Source organism: uncultured Polaribacter sp., from assembly GCF_947497695.1.
In the GTDB taxonomy this organism is placed as follows: domain Bacteria; phylum Bacteroidota; class Bacteroidia; order Flavobacteriales; family Flavobacteriaceae; genus Polaribacter.
Window position 1 is genome coordinate 23,560 of sequence record NZ_CANMHM010000003.1, and the last position, 24,245, is coordinate 47,804.

At 28.2% G+C, this 24,245-nt stretch carries 19 protein-coding genes; all 19 read right to left on the minus strand.

The genetic code is table 11. From position 1 onward, the window contains the following. Positions 1-129 precede the first annotated feature (129 nt). The 19 genes from Q0731_RS04425 to Q0731_RS04515 all read right to left on the minus strand — a co-directional run bounded on the left by Q0731_RS04425 (position 130) and on the right by Q0731_RS04515 (position 24,237). Positions 130-1,365: a restriction endonuclease gene (locus Q0731_RS04425; RefSeq protein WP_299060433.1), complete on the minus strand. Its 1,236-nt coding sequence runs from the start codon at positions 1,363-1,365 to the stop codon at positions 130-132. Continuing rightward, positions 1,358-3,622 (minus strand): AAA family ATPase, encoded by a 2,265-nt coding sequence (locus tag Q0731_RS04430; protein WP_299060436.1) that lies wholly within the window; start codon positions 3,620-3,622, stop codon positions 1,358-1,360. Before Q0731_RS04430 ends, Q0731_RS04425 begins: the two co-directional genes overlap by 8 nt. Before the next feature lie 16 nt (positions 3,623-3,638). Continuing rightward, the gene (locus tag Q0731_RS04435; protein WP_299060438.1) at positions 3,639-6,479 is read right to left on the minus strand and encodes a DEAD/DEAH box helicase; all 2,841 of its coding nucleotides are present in this window, start codon (positions 6,477-6,479) and stop codon (positions 3,639-3,641) included. Further along, on the minus strand, positions 6,479-7,879 hold the full coding sequence (locus tag Q0731_RS04440) for an EH signature domain-containing protein (protein ID WP_299060441.1): 1,401 nt from the start codon (positions 7,877-7,879) through the stop codon (positions 6,479-6,481). Before Q0731_RS04440 ends, Q0731_RS04435 begins: the two co-directional genes overlap by 1 nt. After that, positions 7,866-8,564, minus strand: coding sequence for an OmpA family protein (locus Q0731_RS04445; RefSeq protein WP_299060444.1), 699 nt, complete (start codon positions 8,562-8,564; stop codon positions 7,866-7,868). The genes Q0731_RS04440 and Q0731_RS04445 overlap by 14 nt, the downstream gene beginning before the upstream one ends. Positions 8,565-8,569: 5 nt before the next feature. Further along, positions 8,570-10,363 carry a MotA/TolQ/ExbB proton channel family protein gene (locus Q0731_RS04450; RefSeq protein ID WP_299060447.1) on the minus strand — a complete coding sequence of 598 codons (1,794 nt, stop codon included), beginning with the start codon at positions 10,361-10,363 and terminating at the stop codon, positions 8,570-8,572. A 49-nt stretch (positions 10,364-10,412) separates the two neighbouring features. Beyond that, positions 10,413-12,356 (minus strand): hypothetical protein, encoded by a 1,944-nt coding sequence (locus tag Q0731_RS04455; protein ID WP_299060450.1) that lies wholly within the window; start codon positions 12,354-12,356, stop codon positions 10,413-10,415. A gap of 38 nt (positions 12,357-12,394) precedes the next feature. Further along, positions 12,395-13,741, minus strand: a complete 1,347-nt coding sequence (locus Q0731_RS04460; RefSeq protein WP_299060452.1) for a restriction endonuclease subunit S — start codon at positions 13,739-13,741, stop codon at positions 12,395-12,397. After that, positions 13,742-15,178, minus strand: a complete 1,437-nt coding sequence (locus Q0731_RS04465; RefSeq protein WP_299060454.1) for an N-6 DNA methylase — start codon at positions 15,176-15,178, stop codon at positions 13,742-13,744. It abuts the gene before it with no gap. A 7-nt stretch (positions 15,179-15,185) separates the two neighbouring features. Next, positions 15,186-17,636: an EcoAI/FtnUII family type I restriction enzme subunit R gene (hsdR, locus tag Q0731_RS04470; RefSeq protein ID WP_299060457.1), complete on the minus strand. Its 2,451-nt coding sequence runs from the start codon at positions 17,634-17,636 to the stop codon at positions 15,186-15,188. A 299-nt stretch (positions 17,637-17,935) separates the two neighbouring features. Further along, the gene (locus tag Q0731_RS04475; protein WP_299060460.1) at positions 17,936-18,937 is read right to left on the minus strand and encodes a hypothetical protein; all 1,002 of its coding nucleotides are present in this window, start codon (positions 18,935-18,937) and stop codon (positions 17,936-17,938) included. A gap of 285 nt (positions 18,938-19,222) precedes the next feature. Next, complete coding sequence (locus tag Q0731_RS04480; protein ID WP_299060463.1) at positions 19,223-19,453, minus strand: hypothetical protein; 231 nt, start codon at positions 19,451-19,453, stop codon at positions 19,223-19,225. 58 nt (positions 19,454-19,511) lie between these two features. Further along, positions 19,512-20,102: a ParA family protein gene (locus Q0731_RS04485; protein ID WP_299060465.1), complete on the minus strand. Its 591-nt coding sequence runs from the start codon at positions 20,100-20,102 to the stop codon at positions 19,512-19,514. After that, positions 20,056-20,976: a DUF5712 family protein gene (locus tag Q0731_RS04490; RefSeq protein WP_299060467.1), complete on the minus strand. Its 921-nt coding sequence runs from the start codon at positions 20,974-20,976 to the stop codon at positions 20,056-20,058. The genes Q0731_RS04485 and Q0731_RS04490 overlap by 47 nt, the downstream gene beginning before the upstream one ends. Continuing rightward, on the minus strand, positions 20,976-21,482 hold the full coding sequence (locus Q0731_RS04495; RefSeq protein WP_299060469.1) for a BfmA/BtgA family mobilization protein: 507 nt from the start codon (positions 21,480-21,482) through the stop codon (positions 20,976-20,978). Before Q0731_RS04495 ends, Q0731_RS04490 begins: the two co-directional genes overlap by 1 nt. A gap of 240 nt (positions 21,483-21,722) precedes the next feature. Further along, positions 21,723-22,325 carry a hypothetical protein gene (locus Q0731_RS04500; protein ID WP_299060471.1) on the minus strand — a complete coding sequence of 201 codons (603 nt, stop codon included), beginning with the start codon at positions 22,323-22,325 and terminating at the stop codon, positions 21,723-21,725. Between the two features lie 108 nt (positions 22,326-22,433). Further along, positions 22,434-22,850, minus strand: a complete 417-nt coding sequence (locus tag Q0731_RS04505; RefSeq protein WP_299060474.1) for a helix-turn-helix domain-containing protein — start codon at positions 22,848-22,850, stop codon at positions 22,434-22,436. Between the two features lie 127 nt (positions 22,851-22,977). Next, positions 22,978-23,265 carry a helix-turn-helix domain-containing protein gene (locus tag Q0731_RS04510; RefSeq protein ID WP_299060477.1) on the minus strand — a complete coding sequence of 96 codons (288 nt, stop codon included), beginning with the start codon at positions 23,263-23,265 and terminating at the stop codon, positions 22,978-22,980. Between the two features lie 141 nt (positions 23,266-23,406). After that, positions 23,407-24,237 (minus strand): hypothetical protein, encoded by an 831-nt coding sequence (locus Q0731_RS04515; protein ID WP_299060480.1) that lies wholly within the window; start codon positions 24,235-24,237, stop codon positions 23,407-23,409. Positions 24,238-24,245: the final 8 nt, after the last annotated feature.

The window sequence follows — 24,245 nt, forward strand, 5'->3', positions numbered from 1 at the left end:
TCCTCATCTTAATAAATTCTTTAAAATCAAATCCAGTACCACCTAATTTTACATGGTGTAATGAATTGAGATAAGGAAGTGCAACGACTTAGTGATAATTTTGTGTAGATGATCGAGGTAAGTTTAATATTAGGTTTGTTTTAGTAGGTTTAAATCATCTAAAATACGTTCACCAATAAGATCATCTAATTCATTTTTTTGATTAAATATTGTTGTTTTTGATAACTTACATTGGTGATGTTTTTCTTTACTTTCTATTTCATCAAAAGATATAAATTCACCAAAATCTGTTTTTGTGGAAGGATATAATAATATTGCTTTTTCAGCATTCCAATACTCATTATACACATACATCTGTCTTAAATCATTGGTGGATGGTTTAGCGTTATCTATTTTTTTCCATTTAGTATCAATAACAAAAGTTTCCTTTTTTTGTCCTTCATTTTTTTCAATAATAATATCTGGTCGTATGGTTATGCCATTCCAAAAATATTTATCATTTTGCCCAAATATTTTTAAATTTTCTGTTTCTTTCTCTTTTAGTTTTACCAAAATATATTCTTCCCAGAGCGAATTCATATTAAATAGTAAGGCTAACATCTTTTCTGATCCCTTAGAAATATTCGGAGCATAATTTAATATGATAAGTCTTGCAATGGCTAATGCTGTTTTATATGGAGCTGTTTTTCTACTTTTAGGTATTTTAGAAAAAGTATTTTCGTTTGCTTTTATTTTTTTAACATCAGGAAAATGTAATAGTGTTTTTTTACATTGATGATACAAATAATTTCCTTTACTTAAGTGAGAAACAATATCTAAAGCTTGCTGTAAGATTTGATGTATTAAATGGTCTTTATCATAAACTTGATGCGTGGTATAAAATCGTTCTTTATGTATTGTGTTTTTAGAAATATGACCTGCAAATTCTAACTTTCCTTTTAAGGCTTTAACATTTTTAGTTTCTTTATAGTATTGTTTAATCAATCCTTGATGCATTAATAAATTAACTTCTGTAAGAAACCATTCAAAATAAATATCTAATAAATGAATTTGTTGCTTTTGTACATTTGCTTCTCCTACCTTTTGTACTTTAAGTTTTTTGGTAACTCTAAGCATTTCTATCAAAGCATTTTGCCAAACAACTTTGCTATTTGAGTCACTATCAATTTTCGGTAAAATTTCTATGGTTAAACCATCTACTTGAATAACACCTACATATTCTTTAAACTTTATTCCATTATGTCGTAATTTAAAGTACTTATCATTATGTAGCTCATTTAATTTTGATAATGCTATAAAATGATTTTTTGTAAATTTACCTTCAATAGGTAGAAATTCATGTTCAAAAACTTGAATGTTACTCATTCTCTGAAGTTTTCTTTAAAAGGATGTTGATAGCGTTAATGATATCAAAATCTTCATCAATTGTTTTTAGATTGAAAATTTTTCCTTTTTCAGGATAGTTTTGAGTGTCAAAAGAAGCAAAAATATCTTTATCAAAACTTAAAGCTTTTTCATTAAAAAAGCCTTTACCTAAAACCAAACCAATTTTTTCGTAATCGCCATAGAAGTATTCTTGTAACAGCGGAATAATATTGTTCTTAAAAGTGTTTTTTAAACCAAGTATATCATTTTCTTCTAACTTAATAAAATACGAATGTCCAATAGTATGATCTCTATCTAATAAAACTTCGATACGTTTATTTATAGTTTCTAAAAGTTCTTTTAAATTGATACCTTCAATCTGTATTTTTAGTAAGTTTGGTTTGGGCATAATTTCTTTAAATTCAAACCTGCGCCTTAATGCTGTATCTAATGCTTCTACAGATCTATCTGCAGTATTCATTGTACCATAAATATCTAAATTAGAAGGCACACTAAATGCTGTTTTAGAATACGGTAACTTTATGCTCATTTCATTTTTAGAGCCACTTCGTTTATCGGTTTCAATAAGCGTTATTAACTCTCCAAAAATAGCCGAAACATTCCCCCTATTAATTTCATCAATAAAAATAGCATATCTATTTGAAGGATCATTCTTCGCTTTTGCACACAAATTTTTAAATACACCGTCTTCTATTGTATATCCTAAATCTGAAACCTCAACCTCTTCTTTTGGAAAAACTGGTTTGATCCCTTCAATAAAATCCTCATAAGCGAATGATTGATGAAATGTTACAAAATCGTAATTTTTTATAACAGTTTCATTATTTTTTTTAAAATTGTTAATTTCATCTATTACATCAAATATTTCAGGAATTTGTTCTTTTGTTTCCTCTTCAAGTAACTGCCACATTTTGTCATTATCCTTATCAAAAATCAAAGGGTTTTGACGCTGTTTATATGCTACATTTTCAGAAGAAATTATAGTATGCATTTGCAATGTACCCCATATCGTAGCTCTGACATTTTTAGATTCTGATAATGATGCTTTCGTTTTTACCCATCTATTATCAAGAATGTCATTTACTTTTGATGTTCCATTCTCAATAAGCGCTATAGCTATTACTTGCCACCAAGTTAAATTCGTTATTTTATTTTCAAAAAACTTTTCTTTGGTGATTGCATTTTCTCTAAGCGTATATTTATCAAATAATTGGTCTTTTAAATAAAACGTTTTTCCTGTACCAGGAGGACCATAAAGAATCTGGTTTGTTGGTGCAGGGTTGTTTTTATTTTTAGAAGGTTTGTAATCTAGTTGATTAACCTTTTCTTCTGAAATTTCATTTTTTACAGTATCATTAACTACTCCATATTTATCAAATCTAACTAAAAGTTTTGCTTCCATATTAGCAAAGTCTTCTTTAGATATTCTATTAGCTTCAAATTCAGGATTTAGTTTTTTCTCTTCCTCGATTTGATTATTTATTATTGGAATCAGTTTTAATAAATCTACCCCAATATCTTTTAGCATTACATCTAAAATTACGTAATTCTCTTTATTCGGTTTAGTTCTTACCGTAAACATTTTATTGGATGAATCACTTATGTAAGAAGCACCTATTTCTTCGACTATTGGTTTAGTCAATGATTTTAATAAATTTAAAACAGATTTGTTTTGTTTATTATCTGGGGAGTTCGTTTGTGTAAATTTAAAATCATAACTATATTTTTTATAATCTTTAGATACTTTAAATATTAAATCGATACAGTCACTTGAAGAACCAGGATAAGCAACAGGAATCGACCAAAACGTTACAGCAAAATAACGGGATTTTTCTGTGCCTATAAAATAATCTAATTCTGCACCTTTAGAACCTTTTTGCCTTAAAGAGAATGTAAAATTATCGTCTAACTCATTTTTTTTAGACAACCAATTGTAAACTGTTTTTTCGTAATTTTTATAGTTTATCATTACTTTATCTTTTTTAACTACTTCAAACCCATTTCTATCATAAGCATTAAAACAGTCTGTTTCTACCCCCCCTTTAAAATAACTTTCTATCTTTCTGCCAGCTGCATAAAAATTAGCATATGCCATTATTGCTTTTGGCGGATACTTTTTATCTTCAAAAACTAAATCATACGTTGAAGATGCTCCAAAACCATTTGGCAAGCCTTTTTCTTCAAAATCTTTGATCCCTTGTATTATGTGTTCTTTATTTACTTTTTCGAATAGCATGTTAATATTTTTTATTTTAATTTTTTAAAGAAAAAGCGCCTAAAAACTCATCGTTTTTAATTTCTATTTGTTGTGATGGAAATAACGTATTTGATGCTAATTGTGATTTATTTTCTAATAATGTATTCAAAATAATATCAAATGTTTTTAATTCTTCATTTGGAGCAATAGCCATCGGATAATACACGTGTACAGGTTTTGTTTGTCCAATACGATACGCTCTATCGGTTGCTTGATTTTCTTTTGCAGGATTCCAGTGTCTTGTATAATGAATCACATGATTTGCACCTGTAATATTTAAACCAAAACCTGCTGCAATTGGTGACATTACAATTATATTAAAACCGATTTGATTTTGAAATTTATCTACTTCTTGTTGACGTGATAATTTTCCATTTTTAAGACTTACACTATTTGAACTTGATGGTGTGTCACCATTTATTATTGCAACATTTATATTATAAATTTCTAGAAAAACCCGTCTCAAAACTCTTTGCATTTTCTTGTTATCTGTAAATACAATTACTTTCTCTTTACGTTCTTTAATTTCCTTTATAAGAGAAACTGTTTTTATTAATTTAGCAGAAGTACCAATAACTTCTTCTATTTTTAAAGTTGCTAAATCTTCAGATTTAAGCAATGGATGATCTGAAATAGATTTTAAATTTAAAATACCTTGTAAAATAGCAGCTCCTTTGTTTTCTGAGGTTTTTATATCTTCAATATTTCTTAATTCGTTTATGTAAGCCTTGTATTGTTCTATAGGCATTTTTTGCTTGTAAGCCCTATCTTCAATTGGTGTTATGGTTGGTAAATCTTTAGCTACATCAACTTTCATACGCCTCATAAAAGCTTCACCAATTTTTGCTCTTAAGTTTTTTGAATGCTCTTCAAAGTCTGTATTCGTATCATTTAATGGTTTTACGTATTCTTTTGTAAAAGATCTGGCATCTAATAATAAACCAGGGTTGCAAAAATCCATAATACACCATAAATCAACTAAAGAATTTTCTACAGGTGTTCCTGTCATGGCTATTTTAAAATGTGCTTTTAATGCTTTTGCTGCGTTGGTAACTAAAGTACCAGGCGTTTTAACTCTTTGTGCTTCATCTAATGCTACAACACCCCAATTTACCATTGCAAATGGTATTTGATGTCTTCTAAGCGTTTCATAAGTTGTTAAATACAAACCAGGTGTACTTAAACTTTTTATGGTTAACTCTTTGTCATTTACATAAACGTAATTTCTAACATTACTACCCCATAACAATTTAATTTCTATATCTGAATCGTTAAAAAACTTTTTATGTTCTTGTTCCCAATTTTCTAATAAAGAAACAGGTGCTATCACCAAATTAGGTTTTGTATTTCCATTTTGAAAATACCATTCCATAAAATATAAAACTTGAATGGTTTTTCCTAACCCCATATCGTCTGCCAATAGCACCCCTGGCAAATTATAAGGTGCTTTTGATAAGGTTTGTAACCAAGCAACTCCTTCTTTTTGATGTTCTTTTAACTGAATACCTTTAGAGAGGTTTGATATTTCACTTAAGTGATAATCAGCATCTGTTATAACTTCTATATTTTCAACATATTCTTCAACCTCTGTGTTTTCCTTTATGATTAAAACTTTTTTAACTTCTTTGTTTTGATCTTCTATTGATGTTACAACAGGTGTTTTAGGTTGCTTTAATTGTTTCTCTGCAATATCAATAATGGGTTGTACCTTATTTATATCTAAAACTTCGTCTTTAAAAATAATTTCACTTTCTTTCTTTGCCTTTGCTGTTTCAAAGAGTTGTTTTAAATCTTCTAATTGAACATTATCTTCAATTGAGACTAACCTTGTACCGTTAATGACATCTTCAATAGCAATACCAGGCACCCATTCTGATTTATAAGGACTTATAAAAGGATAAAATTTTGGTTTGTAAATACCTAATTCTGCAACCCTTTTACCAAAATCGTCTAAATCTAAAAGATCTGTATTCCAAAATTTAGAAGGTGTTTCCACCATTTCACTAATCTCTTCTTTAGAATATGTTTTTTGTTTTTTTACTTTTTCTAACTCTGTTTTAATTCCTTCTCCTTCTTCATAATCATCTATTAAAACTCTAATTTTCTTTCCTTCTTCAGAATAACTATACTCTGGTTTTACTCTGTTTAATATATTGAATTTTTTATCAAAAATAGTTTGATTCACTTCTTCAAACTCTGGCGTGATTCTGTATTTGTTTTCTCCTACTTCTTGTACGTTTAACTTGCAAGTTGAGGGGTTTAAAATGACTGTTTCAGATAATATTCGCGATAAAAATACATTCTTACATTTAGAAGCTATCAATTGTATTTCTGCAATTAATTTTAAACGCTCTTTTTCGGGTAAGTCTGATGCATTAATCGCTTCAATGGCGTGAATCATATTTAGACTCAAAACATCTAAAATATAAGAACAACTACTTTTTTCTAATAAAACTCCTTTTCTATCAGAATTTTTAAAAACAATGTTTCCTGTTCCGTTTTTATTAGTTTTATCTTGAAACGAATATTCTAAAAGTCCATTTTTATCTTTTAATCCTGTTCCTTTTAGAGTTATGTAAACTTCATAAGGATACCACTTAGGGATTTCTAAAATTGCTAAATCTTCTTCTTCCATTAAAGAAATATCCGCATTTTTAATTATGATTTTATCCTCTATTTCTTCCGCAATACCATTTACTAATAAATCGTTAATAATATTAAAAGCAATAGGATCTACATTATTGTCTATCCAATTAGAAAATGAAACGATTTTACCGGACTCTTTTTTGTAGAAAAACTCAATACATTCTTCTTTGTAGTTTTTTATTATTTCCATTAGTTATAAAAATATTTTTTCATCCAGATACTTAGCCTAAATTCCCATCTTTCACCTATGTGAGCATGTGTTCCTTCTGGCATAAACTCCCAATAATTACCCACAGATTTAATAACAGCCATTCCTCTTGGCCAACTTTTTAAATCTGTTATATTTTCTATATGTTTTGTTTTTATATTAAAACTTTCTCTTTTATAAATATACACAGCACCTTTATCTGAAAATTCTACAAAAACATAATCTTTTGCCCAAAAAATAAGCGCAGAAGTACTTTGATTACTTCTAGTAACAGTATAACGAGCATCTACATATTTAGATAACTCTTGGTTATTTTTAAGAATACTATAATTTAATCGGTTTCCTACAAATTTCACATCTTCAATATCGTCTATAAACTTTAACCAGTACTTTTCTCTTCTTGGATCTTGTACTAGTTTTGAGAAAAATATTTTAATAAACTTTTTATTCATTAAAACAAGTAACTTCTTTCTTGCACTTTCTACAAGTTCAATTTCCTCTTCATTTAAATGACCACTAGTCCAATGTCTTTTTACAATTGGATCTCCTATAATTAAAAAAGCTGCGTGTTGTATTATGTTGATTGTTCCTGAAAATTTACCATTAGTAATTAGTATACTCAATAAAATTAGTTTGTATTTTTTCCTATTTATCCCTTTTATCTCATCTAATAAATCCTCTACTAACTTTTTAGAGGTATTCTCTTTATCGATTACCTTTAAATACAATATAAAACTCTCGTAATAATAATCAGTACCAAGTATGTTTCCATTAAAATTTAAAGATGAACAAATAGCGTTAAGCTGTATGTTATTTTCATTCAGATAGTTAACAAAAGATTTAATACCGCTAGGTTTCCAAAAATTAAAATGTGTTTTAATTGCAATAACATCTTTTCTAGATTTTTCATATTCATCACATTTTATTTTAAAAAGAATAATGTACTCTTGAAATCTAGATTTATTATTATTTAAAGCATACCAGTTTTTTAGTAATACATACCAAAGTGGAATTATATAAGAATCTCGCCAATATTCATTTACCAAACGGATAAACCTACCAAATTGTGTGCTAAAAAGTATAGATTCCTCTCCTTTATAATCTAAAGACCAAACCAATAATCGGACTTCTCTTTTTGTGAAACTTTCTAATAAAACGGCTATTGGTTGTTTCTCTAAATTTTTAAATTTATCGTAAATTTCTTCTACCAATTCTTGTTTTGGAAGTTTACTTTTCTTTGTTTGCTGTAATGCTATATTACCTAACGCATCAATATTAGTTTTAAAAATTTCTTTTGTATTATGTGCAATCAACTTCTCCCCGTTAGCTTTAATAACAGAGTTTAATAAGTTCCAATTTAGAAGTTGTTTAATGTTCGCCATAGAGTAACATTTCTCTTATTTGTTGTTCTGCGTCGGTTTTAATTCTAAATTCTACACGCCTGTTTAGTTTTCTATTTGCTTCTGTATCATTTGCTGCTATTGGTTTTACCGAAGACAAACCATTTGCAGTAGTTCTTAATTTTGTCCATTGATATACATTTTCATCTAACTGTTCTAGAACAAAGGATAATACAGATCTTGTTCTATCTTGTGACAATTTCATGTTATAAAAATAAGCTTGCTCGTCTGTCATATTATTTTGACCTTCTAGAGATGTATGGCCCTCTACACGAATTTCTTCAATATGATCTTTATAAATCTTACCACTTAACACTCTTATATACCTGGGGAAAAAGCTTTGTAAAATATCTTTAAACTCTTGTTTTACTTCACTTCTACCTACTCTAAATAATATATCTGGTTCTGTAAATCGAAATATTAATTGTTCTTTATCTATTTCTGCTCCCCATTCTTTTAGATCGTCTTTAAACTCTTCTTGTAAATCTATGTATATCTGAGATTGTAATTCCTTGTAACGTTCTGCAACCTTACTTTTATCATCAAATTCTTCTTGTAATTGCAACATTGTACCAATTAAACACAATACAAAAACCATTAAAAGAGAAGCCATTAAATCTCCCGTAGATAAATCAAATTGATTTGTTTTTTCATCTGAAAACTCCATAATTTCTATATAGATTTACTTAGTTTATCTACAGATTCTGTAAAATCTTCCACCATTTCATTTAAGCTGCCTAGAATAGCAGATAAACCTTCTTGAGAATCTTTTAATGAAGTAGAAAAGCTAACCAAATAATCATTTAAAGTGCCACTTGTAGTTGTTTGGTATTCTACTAATCCGACTTGTAAATGTTTGAATATACCCTGTAAGCCTTCTTCTATTGTTTCAAACTTATTAATGTAGGTTTCTGATACTCCTTGTGTTTTATCAATTGATTTATTAATATCAACTAATAAGTTATTTTGAGTTTCCGAAACACTTAACACTTCTTGTTTATGTTTATCTATACTTGCTAGTAAGCTATTTGCAGTCTTATCTAAGTGCTCTGAATTTAACTGAAACTTATTAGCAATATTATTTATTTTTTCTACCACATCTTTAGAACCGTTCAAAACTTGTTGGTATTCTAAGTTAAGGTTCTTATTGTAATCTAATGTTGTTTTTACTTCTTTAGTTACATCAGAAAATAGCATTAAATTATTTTTTTGATCTTCAATAATTTTATCCATTCTAGTATTTACTTCAACCAAAGTTTCTTTATACGCCATATTTGCAGATTCAAATAATTCTTGATTCTCTGTACTATTGGCTTTTGACTCTTGATTAGCCTTTGAAATATTATCTATTACACTATTTTTTAATAAATCAATAGTTTCAGAAATTTCACGAGATACATTTTGCATGGTTTCTGGAACTGATAGTAAAGAATCTGATACTGTAGAAAGTCTTAATGAAAGTTGTTCCATTTCTTCTTTTGTATCTCCAGATATCTCCTCTTTAAAATTCTGCATCATTTCTCTCATAGAATTAGAAAGGTTTTCTATCGCAGTTTCTATAATGGCGGTTCCAGAATCTTGTTTTATATCTTTTAACTCATTTAAAACAGGGACTAATTGTCCTTCTATTAAGTCTGTTAATTGTTTTCCGTTTTCTTCTGTTAACTTTTCTAAAGTAGCTTCTAAAGTGTCTGCAATACTTTCTCCTAAATCGTCTGCAAATTTTTGTAAAGCCACAGTTTGATTCATAGACTCTTCTAATAATTGCCTAAATACATTTTTTGGTAATTGTTTTCCCTCATCTGTTTCTGCAACTAAATATTCATTAAATAACTCGTGAATAACTGCTTTTTGTTTTTCAGCCTGAATAAGCTCTAAATCTTGCAATTCAATTTTATTATCGCTATCTAAAAGTAAACACAACTCGTTAATTTTTTTTGATATTTTAGCTTGCTTGTATTTATATATGAGGGTAAATAATATTGATAAAATCATTCCCCAAATAGATGTGGTAAAAGCTGCTCCCATTCCTTTTAATAAAGTATCTATACTTGCTTTTATAGTTTCTGAATCTGTTAATTGAATTGAAGAAACTCCTAAAGCCAGTCCTAAAAAAGTACCTAAAACTCCAATACCAACTAAAGAACTTGCTACATTGTTTAACAATCTGACATCTAACTTTACATTAAGAATAGCATATTCTGAAAAGAATTCTTTTGCATAATGATTTGTTTTTGTTATGCTACCATAATTTACAAAGGTCTTTTTATATGCAGACCAAACAGGTAATAGTTCCTTGTCTTTGATTATGTTTTGTAACTCTATGGACGTAAAAAGTTTTTTTCTTTTTATAAACAAATAAAATATTGCTCCTAAAAAACTTGCAAGTAATATAACTACCACAATGGTACCAATAGGAATGCTTCCGTCTTTAGGATAAGCAAAATAGTTTTCTAATATTTTCATAATTTTTTGAACTGTATTTTTAATTTACTTTTATTGCAATTCGATTTTCTTAATTCAAAACCTTCATATAATTTATTCTTGAGACCCTAAAAGACCTTTCACTTTCTCTATTATGGCAATAACCTTTAAAGTGTTCTGTATTACCATATCCATATTCTAAAAATTCTTGAGTGTTTTCTAATTTGCTAATTTTTCGAATACTACTATCTCCATTATAGTTAGTATATTCCATTTCAATAGCATATCCTTTGCTTATTGCCATTTCAATAAGATCTGACACTTTACTATTGCTTGAGTTATACTCTTTTTTAGGTGGCGGAATAATAGCTTTTACTTTTTCTCTTTCTATATAATTATTAACCTTAGGATGAATATTGCTCTTTGTTGGTTTTTTAATTGGATTATGAGTTTGTGGCTTCACCAAATACTCTTCTAATTTTTCCTCTAAAGTAAGTGCAGTATCTATTATCCGTTTAGGTTCACTGTATGGTTTAAAAGTATGATTTAGATAGTTTTCTCTATAATTTTGCGTTTCCCAGAGTTGAGCTTGAGCAGTACTCCAACAGTTTATTTTATCAATAGATTTAAATGAAGAAATATTACCAGTAGTAAAGCTAATGTGAATTGCGGCAATTACTTTTACTATTTCGCGTAAACACTCTTCTATTTGATGATGCACTTGGTATTCTGAAAAACGAATAACAAACCAACCTCGATCTACAAAATAATTATCACGATTTATATCTTCTGGATAACAATGCGTAAGTTTTCTAGAAACACCTGCATAAGGCTCATCTATTTCTATATCTATGTAAATATTCTTTTTTCCTTTTGATATCATTGCAATATCTGGCTCATAAGGATTTGTACCTTCTCCAATAGCAACCATTGCATTGTCTAAAACATTAAAATCATTATAAAAATGCTTTTTTATAGCATCATAAAACGCTTCCTCTTTATATCCTTTTCTATTATTTCTTCCTAGTCGAAAAGATCTAATAATGCTTTTTTGTTGAGGCTTTCTTATTACTGGATATTGAGTAGTACTTGTTATTACATTATCGGTGGAATAGTTAACTCTCTTTGTAGTGCTAGATGAATTTGTTGCTTTTTCAGTTAAAGGTTTCTTTTTAACAACTGGTTTTACAGTTTTTATTACCTTTTTTGAAACACTCTTTTCTTTTAAGGTATTTAATTGCTCTAACTCTTTGTTTTTTGATGTTTTAATAGTGTTTTCAACAGGTTGAATTACCTTTTTGGAAGTACTCTTTTTAACTACTTTATTTTCTTTTTTTGGTTTGTCTTCTGCTCTTTTTAATTCAGTTATTTGATGCTTTCCATTTTTGGCGAGTCCTTTTAATCTATCTAAATTATTTGAAAAATTTTCTGTTTCTAACTGCCTTGATTTTAATTTCTTTTCTTGCTGCTCAAACCATGATAACTTTTCATCTTGTTTTTCGTTCTTTTCTTTCGTTGTGTTTTTTATATTCTCTAAATTATTTTTTTCTTCTTCTTTAATTAATCTTTCTTTTTCAAGCTTTCTTAATTTTATTTTATCCTCTTTCTGTTTAATTTTTATTAATCTTCTTTCTTCTTCTCTCTTTATTTTTAAGGTATAAGCTAATGCTATCTCATCTCTATTTTGCTCTTTTTCTTTTTTCTTATGAGCTCTCCATTTTTCTAAATCTTGTACTTTCTTTTCTTCTTTTGTTTGCTTAAGCTGCTGTATATAATTTTTCTTTTTTAATTCTATATTGTTAACTTTTTTAATTTTCTTAACAATTGGCTTTTCTTTCTTTATGTTTTCTTCAATAGCTAATTCTATTGGCTGTTTGAAGAATAAAAACTCTATTAGTTTATAAATTAGGAATCCAGCAAAAATTATGATCGATATAAAAACAACATAACTATAGTTTAGCGCAACAATAGAAAAGAAATCTACTATTAATAAAACAGAAATTATTATTAAAATGGATATAAATATTTTTTTCATAGCATTGAATATATTTATTGCGTTAGCATAACAAACCGTTACATTTTTAAAGGTTTATTTTCTTTACTCTCAAAAGCTTCCTTCAATACAGCTTGCATAAGCATTTGTGCATTGGTTTCACTGGTTTTTATTTCTTGTTCTAAAGCTTGACATTGTTGCATTAAACTATCTACTTTTTTTACAATTTCTTTTTGTTCTGAAAAAGGAGGAATAGGAATAATTGTACTCTTAAATTGATCATGAGTAATACTTGGAGAGTTAAAACCATCCATAAATTCTAAATATATGTTTTCAATGTATTTTGATAGTAATAACCAAAAGACAAATTTGTTTTCTATTGACAAACAGTTAAAAACTGCAAAACCTGTTGAACCAATATAATTTTTTTTGTCATCCTTAATTATTGCCAAATTATGCAAATATGGTCTTACAAGAGAATACATAATATTACCTTTTTTAAGAACTCTTCTTGCTCTTGTTGAAAGTTGGTTTACTGGTAATAATTTTGGCTCTTTAATTTTTTGATGTTTGTTGTCAATTGTATCAATATCTACATAATTTACGAGTTCGTTAGGAGGTAGAATATTGTGTATATTTAAGTTATCTGAATTGACTATAACCTCTCCCAGTCTAGACCAAACCCAACCTTCAGGCAATTCAAAAGGAACTTCTTCTTTAGTTATTTTTGGTAAGGGTTTTTCCTTTTTTATTTTCTTATCTTTTATAAGTTGAGCTTTTTCTGCTTTAATACGTTTTAGTAACTCGCTTGCAGATTCAGCATCTGGGTTTTGCTCACGCCAATCTTTTGTTAGTTTTCCTTGAATTGCTTCTTGGAGAATGGATTGTTTTAGTTGGGTTAGAAGGTGTTTTTGAGAATCTATTTCTTTATTTAACTTAGTTTGACCTTTTTTGAAAGTCAAAATTTTATTTAGTAATTCTTTTTGTTCATCTCCTTCAGGTAAAAATATCTTTTGATTAAAAAACTTATTTTTTTGAAGTCTAATTCTTTGTGTAGTTCCATCACTTCCTTTTTGACAAATATCATCAAACCAAGTTGTTGCTGTTAATTCTAAAAATAATTGTTTTGAAATAATCTTTTCATCAATTTCAAAATACCAAAAATCATTTGTAACAATTGCACCTTCCAATTCTTCTGAAACAATTCCAAAAGCACCATTTCTTGCATCAATACCAGAAAGAATAAAATCTCCTTCTTTTACTTCAAACATTTTAGACTTTATATCACAACCTTTTTTCTGTCCTCTTAAAATAACTCCTTTATGATTCATTTTGATAGTAACCAAATTATAATTTTGATTTGGTTCTAAATCAATGGGACGTTTTATTCGTTTTAGAAAATCTCCTATTAAATATTCTTTTGCCATTTATTTTAATAGTGTTTCTAATTCTTCGATAATACTATTAGAAGCAGTAAATGATTTTTTTAAAGCCGCAATAGTTTCTGTTGTTGAAAAATTTATTTCTTCCGTTTTAGTGTTTGGATTCTTAATGTCTAAATTCCAGTTTTTTAAATCCTTTATATTTACTTTCCAAGAAACATCACTTTCTTTTCTGTTTTCCCACCAATCTATAATTGGCTGAAACTCGTTAAATTGTATGGGTTTTGTTTTAGAGTAGCTTTTTTGTCCCTCAGGTAATTTGTGATCATAATACCAAATATCTTTGGTTTTACTTCCTTTTTCAAAAAACAATAAATTGGTACTTACTGTTGCTGGAAAAAAAGTAGTTTGTGGCAATCTTATAATAGTATGTAAATTACAATCTGTTAGTAATTTTTCCCTAATACGTGCTTTTACGCCATCGCCTGTTATAGAACCATCAGGTAATACAATAGCACATCGTCCTTTTGGTTTTAATAGTTGCAACATTAATATCACAAACAAATCGGCAGATTCTTTACATCTATAACTTGCAGGAAAGTTAGTTTCTACACCATCTGCAATGCTTGCTCCAAATGGTGGGTTTGCCAATATTACATCTACTTTATCTTTTGCTTTTACACCATTGTATTCAATTTTTAAACTGTCTTGATATACATAATCTGGAATGTCAATTTCGTGTAAAATTAAATTGGTTAATCCTAATACATAAGCTACTGGTTTTAATTCCCAACCTGTAATACTATTTTGTAATTTATGCTCATCTTTTACAGTATGTACATAATGTGCTCTTACGTGGTCTATTGCTTCTGTAAGAAAACCACCAGTACCTGCAGCAGGATCTAAAACTTTTTCTCCTAAAATAGGGTTAGTCATTTTAGTCATTAACTGCGTGACTGCTCTTGGTGTATAATATTCACCTTTGTTACCAGCATCACGTAATTCTACTAAAATACTTTCGTAAATATCACCAAAAACTTGCTTGTCTTTTGAGTCGTTAAAATTAACCTCATTTAATTTATTAATGACTTTACGCATTTCGTAACCCGATTTCATAAAGTTGTTAGAGCCTTCAAAAACTTCTTTTACAATAGCAGCTCTTTTTGGGTTATTTATACTCGTTAAATTTCTTAACGTAGCAAATAAGCCTCTATTACCCTCTGCATTGCTATCAATAAATTCTAATAATTCATCACCAGTAATACCTTCAGCATCTGTAGCCCAAGTCCTCCATTGGAATTTCTCTGGAATTACAGAAATATAATTTTCTTTGGATATTTCTAATTCTTGGTCTTTGTCATCAATAATTTTCAAAAATAGCATCCATCCTAATTGCTCTAATCTTTGAGCATCACCAGAGATACCTCTGTCTTGCCTCATTATATTTCTAATACTGCTAACTACAGCGCCTACATTTGCCATTTATTTTTTATGCTATTTTATATAATTCTTGTTCTAACTCTTTTAGAGCTTCTGAATATTGAGTAATTCCTCCAAAGGAGTTTACCAATTCCATTAATGTACCTAACTTATTAAGTGGTTCTAATTTTAATACTTCTGTGCTTTCTATAGTAACTAAACCATCTTTAGCATATTTATCTAATAAACCGTTTAATACTGCTTGTGCTTGTTTACCATATTTAGTAAAATAATTACGCTTCTTAACGTTATCTGCTCTTTCTTTTCTTGTTAATGGTTTTGCATCAAAAGCAATGTGACAAATTAAGTCAAATGGGTCAAATTCTTTCCCTACTTTTTCTTTCAATTCATCAAAGAAAACTCCTTGTTCTTCTAGTTCTTTTACGATAACTTTTTTCTTTTCTTCTTTATTCCATCTTAATAGGAAATCGTCTAAAGTTTGATATTGTTTATTTACGTTCTTCTTAGTGTAATCATTAAAAGATTCAATAATTAGCGTTCCATCCGAGCTCAAATACTGAACACTTTCTCCCATTATAGTAACCTTTACACCATCGTCTATTCTTATTTTTTCATTCGATTCTTCAATAATATGTCCTCCACCTTCAATTGCTGGGTAATCTTTTTCATCTTCAGGAAAATCTATTTCTGTTCCGTCTAAGCCATCTATAATTGGCTCAATAGGTGTTTCATTATCAACTCCAGTTACATCGTCAATTTCATTAACCTCTTTAATCATTTCTGGATTACCATTAAAGTTAGGATCTGCAAAATGATGTGTTGCGTTTCTAAAATCCATAATGGTAAAATATTTTTTACCATATTCCTCATTAATTCGAGTTCCCCTACCTATAATCTGTTTAAATTCTGTTGGAGATCCAATATTACTATCTAAAATAATTAATTTACACGTTTGTGCATCTACACCAGTAGTCATTAACTTAGAAGTAATAGCAATTACAGGATATTTTTCACTTGGTGAAATAAAGTTATCTAACTGTCTTTTACCTATTTCATTATCGCCAGTTATTTGTACTATATATTTGTTGTTTTCATTATACAAATCGGCATTTGCATTTACCAAAGCTGCACGCATACCTTCTGCATGTTCTATATCTACACAAAAGAGAATTGTTTTTGCAAAACGATCATAGCCTTTTAAGAATTCAGTGATTTTAGCTGCAACAACTTTCCTACGTTCCTTTATTACAATGTTTCTATCAAAGTCAGTTCTATTGTAAATTCTATCCTCTACAGGGTTCCCTTTTTTATCTAAAAACCCTTTTGGAGGCCTCCATCCTTCCGCATCAATATCTAAGGTTACTTTCACCACTTTATATGGTGCTAAAAATCCATCATCTATCCCTTGTTTTAAAGAGTAGGTATAAATGGGCTCACCAAAATATTCAATATTAGAAACCTCTTTAGTTTCTTTAGGTGTTGCCGTTAAACCGATATGAGTTGCGCTATCAAAATACTTTAAAATCTCTCGCCATTTACTATCTTCTTTTGCACTTCCTCTATGACATTCATCAATAATAATTAGATCGAAAAAATCTGGACTAAAATCTTTGAAAGCGTCAGAGATTTCAGGATCTGAATTACTTAATCCTTGGTACAAACCTAAAAAGATGTCAAATGCTTTGTCAGCTGAATCTATTCCCCTTTTTTTATTGGAGACTAAAATATCTTTACCGTCTTCATTAACCACTTTCTTTTTGATAACTGTCATAGCATCTTTAAAGTGCCTGAAGTCTCCTCTTAAAGTTTGATCTATTAAAGCAGTTCTATCTGCTAAGAATAATATTTTTCTTTTGGCTTTAGACTTGAATAATCTATGTGCTATTTGAAAAGCGGTATATGTTTTACCAGTACCAGTAGCCATTACCAAAATAATTTTCTTCTGACCTTTTGCTACAGCTTCAATAGTTCTATTAACTGCTATCTGTTGGTAATATCTAGGACTTCTACCAGAGTTGTCAGAAAAATAATCTTGCGTAACTATACTTTCTTGCTCTTCTGTTTCAATTTCTTTGTACTTTTTATACTTCTCCCAAAGTTCTTGCGGAGAAGGAAACTTATCTAATGTTAATTCTTTTTCTATATCACCATCTGTAATTGTTTTGTCATGAAAATAGAAACCATCACCATTACTACTAAATACGAATGGAATATCTAAAGTATCTGCATAACCAATTGCTTGCTGAATACCACTTTTTAAAGTTTTATCGTTAGATTTTGCCTCGATAATTGCAATGGGTACATTGGGTTTGTAAAACAAGATATAATCTGCAAACTTTCGTTTACCTCTTCTTGTCATTTTACCTTTTACGTAGATTCTACCATCTGTAAAATATTTCTCACGCTCAATTTGGGTATGTTCATCCCAACCTGAACGCAAAATAGCTGGCGTTATAAATTTGGCTTTAATATCTGATTCTGATAGCTCTTTTTTATTCATACTCTAGTACTATTTCTTTTCAAGCCCTAAAATAAGCAAACGAATTGATATACAATTATGGATTTCCATAATTGTATAAAAATATATTTCTATAATTAGAGGTTTGTATAAAAGTATATTTATATCTATTAAAAAACGAAGGTAAATTATTGTGAAATTTACCTTCGTTTGTGTTTTAGAAGTAAAATATACCCACGTAGTTTTTCCATTTTCAAAATCAGTTGATTTTTTCTTATAATTTAACTAGAAACAATCAACTGATTTTGAAAATTTGCCCGAGCGGCAGGCTCACATAAAGATTAAAAAGAATATTCCTCTCCCATATTATTTAAGAAATCGGTAATGCCTTTTTTTATTGGAATAGGTAGTTTAGAAATTCTTTTTTGAGTTGGTAGTTTTTCTAAATCGGTTTTAGGTGTTAGCGTTAAGTATAGATTATCGTTTGCACGTTGCCAGTGTCCAAAAATGTATTCAACATTTGGTTCAATAACTATTTTTTTTGGAAATTTCACAATCCCTGAAAATGTAGGGCTATCAGGGTGATTCTGATATTCGTTAACAGTGAGTTTCAATTTTATTGTATTCGTTTCTTTGTCGTGATCAATAGCGTTAGTTCTATTTGTTTCTTTGTCTATCTCTTGTGATATTTCTTCTTTGTAGTTAAATAGTTTTGGAGAATATTCATAATCCATTATGTAATTATTCCAATCATTTCTTTCTAGCACTAAAAGACCTTGATTTTCAATGTTTTTTATAGCGTTTATGAATTGAATGTGTTTTTTCTTTCCTAAGGTATCCCAATAATATTTATTTAACTCATTAAAATCTAGACCTAAACAAGAATACAGAACCTCTTTTTCGAAAAGAGATAGGTTTTGCCAATTTTCAGCTTCAATTGCAGTGTTTAATCTTTCTGAAATTTGTTCTCGTTTTCTTATGTTTTCAAGTTTTAAAAATTCTCTATGTTGTTCTCTACAATAGGTGCAAAGAAAAGGGTTATGATACTTTCTAAATAAACCTTTTAAAACATGGGTGAAAGCGTACTGACTAGTAGCCTCGTCTTTTTCGTAAGAATTACAGTTTTGGCAATATATATAAAGTGTAATAGAAGAGTAGGTAGAAACTATATTCGTTAATACTCCTTGTGTAATGTTGTATAGATCTTTTACAAACATTGGTTTGTTTACTGTTTCTGTGCCATCAAGTTTCCAGTAAGTTTCAATTATTTTTTTATGTTCTTCAGAACAATCATTTGAAATATGAAGTTGTATGTTGGTAATTTTTTCGAAGTTGTTTTCCATTCTTTTAGGAATAAAAAAAGCTCGGAACTGCAAATTGTCGATACTAGAGGCATTGCCGCGCCTGCACACCAAACAAAAGCAGCCCAAGCCTAAACTTGAGCGCTTTGCTTTGATATTGGAGTGCATTAAAAACGGCAATTTTCTAGTTCCAAAAATCAAAAGCTAAAAGCTTTATATGTATATTCTATTTTATGTTTTTCTTAATTATTTTGTATTTAATTCAAATTTAAGCAAACTTTTTAAAAAGCAGATTACTTATGTTTAAAATGATTCTAAAAACCATATTTAAATTGGTTTTAGAGAGTTTTTAATAGCATTGTTCACCAGTTGTTTCATACTTGTGCCTTCTTGTATTGCTTTTAGTTTTAAGTTTTTGAGAAGTTCTTTTTCTATATAAAAAGAAAATTGAATTTCTTCTATTTCTTTTGTGGTAATTGGAACAATTTTTTGAATTGTTTTATTCTGATTATTAGATTTCGCTTTATTAATAAGCTCGTTGATGTTTTGCTTTTCCATAATGATAGTTTTGTGTTTTTATAGATTTATAGATTTATAGAGATGTAGAAATCTATATTTATATCAATTTTGTTAATATTTCTTTAGTCAGGTTGTCTAATTGTTTTTGAGCATTTTTATCATTTTTAACTCCTTTAACTAAAACAGATCTTGTAAAAGCAACTAAATCACTTATATGTGTATTTGCTATTTTTACATTGTATTCTTCCAATCCAATTAAGATATCTATGGTTAAAGTGGTGTTGGCTTTTATCATATTAAACACAACCAATGTATCTGCTGCTTTATTTGCATCTTCTATAAGTTCTAAAGTTCCTTTTATAGCTAATAGATCTAAGATTCCTGCTTTAGTTGGTACAATAATTAAATCTGCTATTGCAATCAATTTTGGTAAGTGATTGGATAGGTAAGGAGGTGTGTCAATAAAGATAAAATCATAGTCTAATTTTTGAATATCATCTATATCACGTTTAAAAGGAATAATCTCAAAATCTGTAACTAATTCCTTTAACTGTGATAAACTTCCTTGTAAATCAAAATCTAAAACAGCCACTTTTGCGCTACTTGAAATATTTTGAGCAAGATTAAAAGTAAGTGTACTTTTACCAACGCCACCTTTTTGATGTGTTACGAGTATTATTTTTGACATAATTTTGAGTATTTTCGATTGATTGTTCTTTTGTTTCTATTTCTTTTAAAAGTGCTGATTTCTCTTTCGGAGAACCATTTTTTAAAATATATTGATTGATAAATTTCTCTCGTTCTTTTCGTTTATATTGAAAAAAATCGTCAAAACTTTTTTCATTCATGTTAATCCATTTCATTCTATCAAAACCAACATGATACGTGTTTCCTCCAATAGTTCTTGTTGTAGAACGCTCTTTGGTTGTAGGTGTTAATTTTAGTCTTTGATTTTTGTCTTTTCTACTGACAATTAAATGCACGTGAGAATTAATTCCTGGTTTTAAATTTCCTGCTTTATAAATACCCTTTATAACTTCATCATCTGTTCCTTTAAACTTTCTAAAATGTTCAATCTTGGCAAAATAAACCAAGTCGTTTCCAGATTTTAATCCTTTGTTTTCTCTATTAAAGTTCTTTGCATAATTTGTCATTATCAACTTTGTGTATTCCTTAATTTTGTCATTAAACAATTCATACTCTTTAATATTTAGTTCCCAGACATTTTTAACTTCTTTTTTGTCTGTGACCGATTGTATAATGTGCTTTAGTTCTTGTAGACTAAAACTGATTGTTGGTGCAAAATATTTAGCATCCTTTTTGCCTAATTTCTTAATATTACTATCTATAGTAGAAATGACTTGGTTAGTACTAATGTTATTTTTTGAATGTGAAAAAAAGAATTGCTTTCTACTTTCAATTTCTCTTTTTTTATCAATTGAATTCGTCTTTTGTAAAAGCTTATCTAAATCATTGTTTTCTTTTTCTAGATACATAGCTAGATCACTACAACTAGAAGTATTTTTAGCGCCAAGTGTACTGTGTGGTTTACTAATTGGCATTATTCAAAAAGAGATTTAAGAGTTCCTTTTATTCCTGACTTGTTTTTAGTATCTATTAATTGAGCTATTTCGATAAAAGCTTCTTGTTGTTTGTATATTTTTCTTTCAACTTTATTTAACTCTTCTTTAAGTTTACTTAGCTCTTTTGTAAAGCTTTTTGTTCTATTACTATCAAAGTCATTTATTTTTATTACAGCATCTTTTACCCATTTTGATAGATTTAAAAATTGTTCTTTTTGTTCGCTTGAATACTGATAAACTTCATTTCTTAATGGCTTTAAAATATCTCGTTCTTGTACTTTTAAAAACGATACAATTCGCTTATCTAAAACCTTTACCATAGCAGCAGGGTTTTCATTAATTGCTTCTATAGGGTTAATACCTGTTTTCTTAAAATAAAGAATCATAGATTCAATTAAATCACCATATTGTGATCCAAAAGTTTTAGAAATTTTCACCAATTCTTTATGATGAAATTCCTTTATTAAGATGCTTTTTTTCTTCATATTTATATTTTTTGTTACTGATAATCAGTGTGTTGATTGTTTTTTTATAATTCTATTATAAAATGTTATATTCTTTGTTATTGACCTAAAGTCAATAATATCAGTGTTTTAAACCCCGTAGGGCGAGTGGTAAATAGGGGTGAAGTGCAACATAACCCCTGTGCTACTCGCTTAATTTCTTAACACATTTCAGTACGCAAATAAAATTGCTTATTAAGAATGAATTTCACCTCGAATATTTTATAACCTTCTGCTTTCTCCATCAAGTTTAATTTGATTAAACATTTGATAAAAACGATCGTAAACTCTTACACCGTACCTTTCTTTTATTTCTTCAAAGTTTAAGTTTGAAGTTATAAAAGTTCTTGTTCCTTTGCTTATAAATTCATTATACCTATGTTCTAAAATCCTTATAAAAATATCTTCTTTCCCATAGTTTGAAGCTTCTTTTTCAGACCCTAAATCATCAAATAAATATGTGCCTTTAGCATAGTATTTAATGATATAATCCTTTTTATTGCTTTCTGAAAGATTGAATTGTTGAATTACATTTTGAGTAGAAATCATTGGTACCCATAATTGTTTAATAGCATAAAGTTTTGATATATTCTGAATAATTTTAAAACTTGAAGTTTTGCCTGTACCATTATTTCCAAAAACAAATAAGCCTTTATTTAAATCTCCATTATGTTCTGTTTCAAAAGTAGAATCTTGGGCAAAGTATTTACAAAAAGCGTTTAAAAATTGTTTATTATTATCATCTACTTCGAAAGATCTTCTTTTAATAGCATAATGCTTTTTTGCCTCTTTATTGAAAAGTTCTTTTAATTGATTTGTCGTCATAAATTTTTCTTTTTTTTGCGCAACTTTTTTTCTTTTTCCCACAATCATATTTTGAAGAATTTTGTGCACAGATTTTATACTCATGATTTTCTTAAATTTTTTAATTTTTTAAATAATTAAATTCTTTCTTTTTATATTTTCTTTCTTTGTATATTCTTTATTACTAAGTGTCTTGTTTTTTCCGTCACAGAAATTTACCGTGTCGGTGTTTTTCCGACACGGTAAAATCATTACTGGTTCAGAATTTAATATGTATGTGTTTGAGGTAAATTTTCCAGATGTTCTTTTCTGTTTTTCTTTAATTATCCAACCAGAAACAATCAATTCTTTTAAATATTTCCTTAAAGTGTCAATTGAGTAGTTTAAGGCATTGGAAAGCTGACGATTGTAGTAAACCCAATCATGAGGTTTAGAACTCATGTAAATGAATAAAAATCGGGCTCTGTCAGTAATATTATTATCATTAATTAATTCATTAGGAGCTATCGTAAAATTCTTTCGTATGTTATTCCTAACATTATTCATTTTTTTTGTTTTTGGAAATCTATTTTTGCGAATAGAGCTTTAAACCTACCTTTGTATTGTAGATTCGGTATTGATTAATACTGTTTTAAAGAAAAAGAAAATATTTAAAAACCTTAGAGCGGTCACTCTAAGATTTTCTGTTTTTAAGAGTATAGGAGAGTGCTTCAGATTCTATATCTTGTTTAGATTTTACTTCATTTTGAAGCATCCAAGATTCTAGTTTTTCTCTGTCAAAGAAAATACTACCTCCATTAGGCTTGCTATGAGGAATTTCTTTTGCGCTAGTAAGTTTATATAAATAACTAGATTTGTATCCAGTAACTTCAGAAGCTTCTTCAAGAGTTAAAGCTTTTTTCTTAAAAAGTAGAAGTTTTTCTATTCGTTCAAGTCTATTAATTAGTTCGGGTGATACCATTTTTTCCTTAGATTTAAATTAGAGTTAATTTTAATAACGGTTTTTAGATTCCGTTTTCTAAGGTCAAAGAAACGAGTAAGAGAAAGGGCTGTTTTAAATAATGATAAAATGATTGTAAATCATTTTTAAACTTTCTTTAAATTAAGGGGTTTTAGAGGAGTAAAAATGATTAACAAATTGTTGCGTTGTTTTTCTATTTTTGTTTCGTTTTTCAATTAAACTGATAAAGTTGTTTTCTTTTTGATTCCAATTATCAGAATATTGATTTTTATGTTTTGGAAAGTTATCTGGTTTAAATAAATTATTACTACTGTAAGATTTAATTTTAATTGTGTTTATGAATTTTTTAACCTTTATTATATCATAAATTTTTTCGTTAATTAAAAAAAGTAACAAAAAATTAAACTCTTTATTTGGTGTGTTGCAAATTAATTCTGAATTTTTAAGACTTTCTGTATTTAGATCAATTATTTTATATATTTCTTCATCAGAATTATTAAACCAATTTTTAAATAAGTTAAATAAATGATTTCTTTGTTTGGTATTTAGTTTTTTATGCTTTAGGTCAGAGCATTTAATAATTCGACCTAATTCCTTTTTTAATTTAGTTTGATTTAAATCTATTTTTGAGCTCGTAATTTGGATGTTATCGTTAAATACTTTCGATATTTCTTTTGAATTTATTAATTCTATCTTTTTTGAATATATATTTAATTGAGAATCTAAAATTGCCATAAATTGAATAAATACTTTCTTGTACGAGAAAACATCCCTAATCCATGTATTGTTTTTTAATTCCTCTATTATTTCAACAAAAGTTTCAAAGCTTAAATCACTAACTATTTGATTTTTAAATTCTAAATTATCTAGTTTTTTGAATTTTAGATATTTTTTTTTATTAAAAGAAATATCTCTATCCTTTATAGCTTTAATAATTGTTCTATAAAAAATTTCTTTTTCTCCTTCTGGCAACCATTTGA

Excerpts from the sequence above, each read along its gene's own strand:
- Q0731_RS04430 (WP_299060436.1), bottom strand. The coding sequence starts at position 3,622 with ATGCTATTCGAAAAAGTAAATAAAGAACACATAATACAAGGGATCAAA.
- Q0731_RS04460 (WP_299060452.1), bottom strand. The coding sequence starts at position 13,741 with ATGGCAAAAGAATATTTAATAGGAGATTTTCTAAAACGAATAAAACGT.
- Q0731_RS04475 (WP_299060460.1), bottom strand. The coding sequence starts at position 18,937 with ATGGAAAACAACTTCGAAAAAATTACCAACATACAACTTCATATTTCA.
- Q0731_RS04445 (WP_299060444.1), bottom strand. The coding sequence starts at position 8,564 with ATGGAGTTTTCAGATGAAAAAACAAATCAATTTGATTTATCTACGGGA.
- Q0731_RS04510 (WP_299060477.1), bottom strand. The coding sequence starts at position 23,265 with ATGGTATCACCCGAACTAATTAATAGACTTGAACGAATAGAAAAACTT.
- Q0731_RS04440 (WP_299060441.1), bottom strand. The coding sequence starts at position 7,879 with ATGGCGAACATTAAACAACTTCTAAATTGGAACTTATTAAACTCTGTT.
- Q0731_RS04455 (WP_299060450.1), bottom strand. The coding sequence starts at position 12,356 with ATGAAAAAAATATTTATATCCATTTTAATAATAATTTCTGTTTTATTA.
- Q0731_RS04500 (WP_299060471.1), bottom strand. The coding sequence starts at position 22,325 with ATGACGACAAATCAATTAAAAGAACTTTTCAATAAAGAGGCAAAAAAG.
- Q0731_RS04480 (WP_299060463.1), bottom strand. The coding sequence starts at position 19,453 with ATGGAAAAGCAAAACATCAACGAGCTTATTAATAAAGCGAAATCTAAT.
- Q0731_RS04490 (WP_299060467.1), bottom strand. The coding sequence starts at position 20,976 with ATGCCAATTAGTAAACCACACAGTACACTTGGCGCTAAAAATACTTCT.
- hsdR (WP_299060457.1), bottom strand. The coding sequence starts at position 17,636 with ATGAATAAAAAAGAGCTATCAGAATCAGATATTAAAGCCAAATTTATA.
- Q0731_RS04465 (WP_299060454.1), bottom strand. The coding sequence starts at position 15,178 with ATGGCAAATGTAGGCGCTGTAGTTAGCAGTATTAGAAATATAATGAGG.
- Q0731_RS04435 (WP_299060438.1), bottom strand. The coding sequence starts at position 6,479 with ATGGAAATAATAAAAAACTACAAAGAAGAATGTATTGAGTTTTTCTAC.
- Q0731_RS04495 (WP_299060469.1), bottom strand. The coding sequence starts at position 21,482 with ATGAAGAAAAAAAGCATCTTAATAAAGGAATTTCATCATAAAGAATTG.
- Q0731_RS04485 (WP_299060465.1), bottom strand. The coding sequence starts at position 20,102 with ATGTCAAAAATAATACTCGTAACACATCAAAAAGGTGGCGTTGGTAAA.
- Q0731_RS04505 (WP_299060474.1), bottom strand. The coding sequence starts at position 22,850 with ATGAATAATGTTAGGAATAACATACGAAAGAATTTTACGATAGCTCCT.
- Q0731_RS04450 (WP_299060447.1), bottom strand. The coding sequence starts at position 10,363 with ATGAAAATATTAGAAAACTATTTTGCTTATCCTAAAGACGGAAGCATT.
- Q0731_RS04425 (WP_299060433.1), bottom strand. The coding sequence starts at position 1,365 with ATGAGTAACATTCAAGTTTTTGAACATGAATTTCTACCTATTGAAGGT.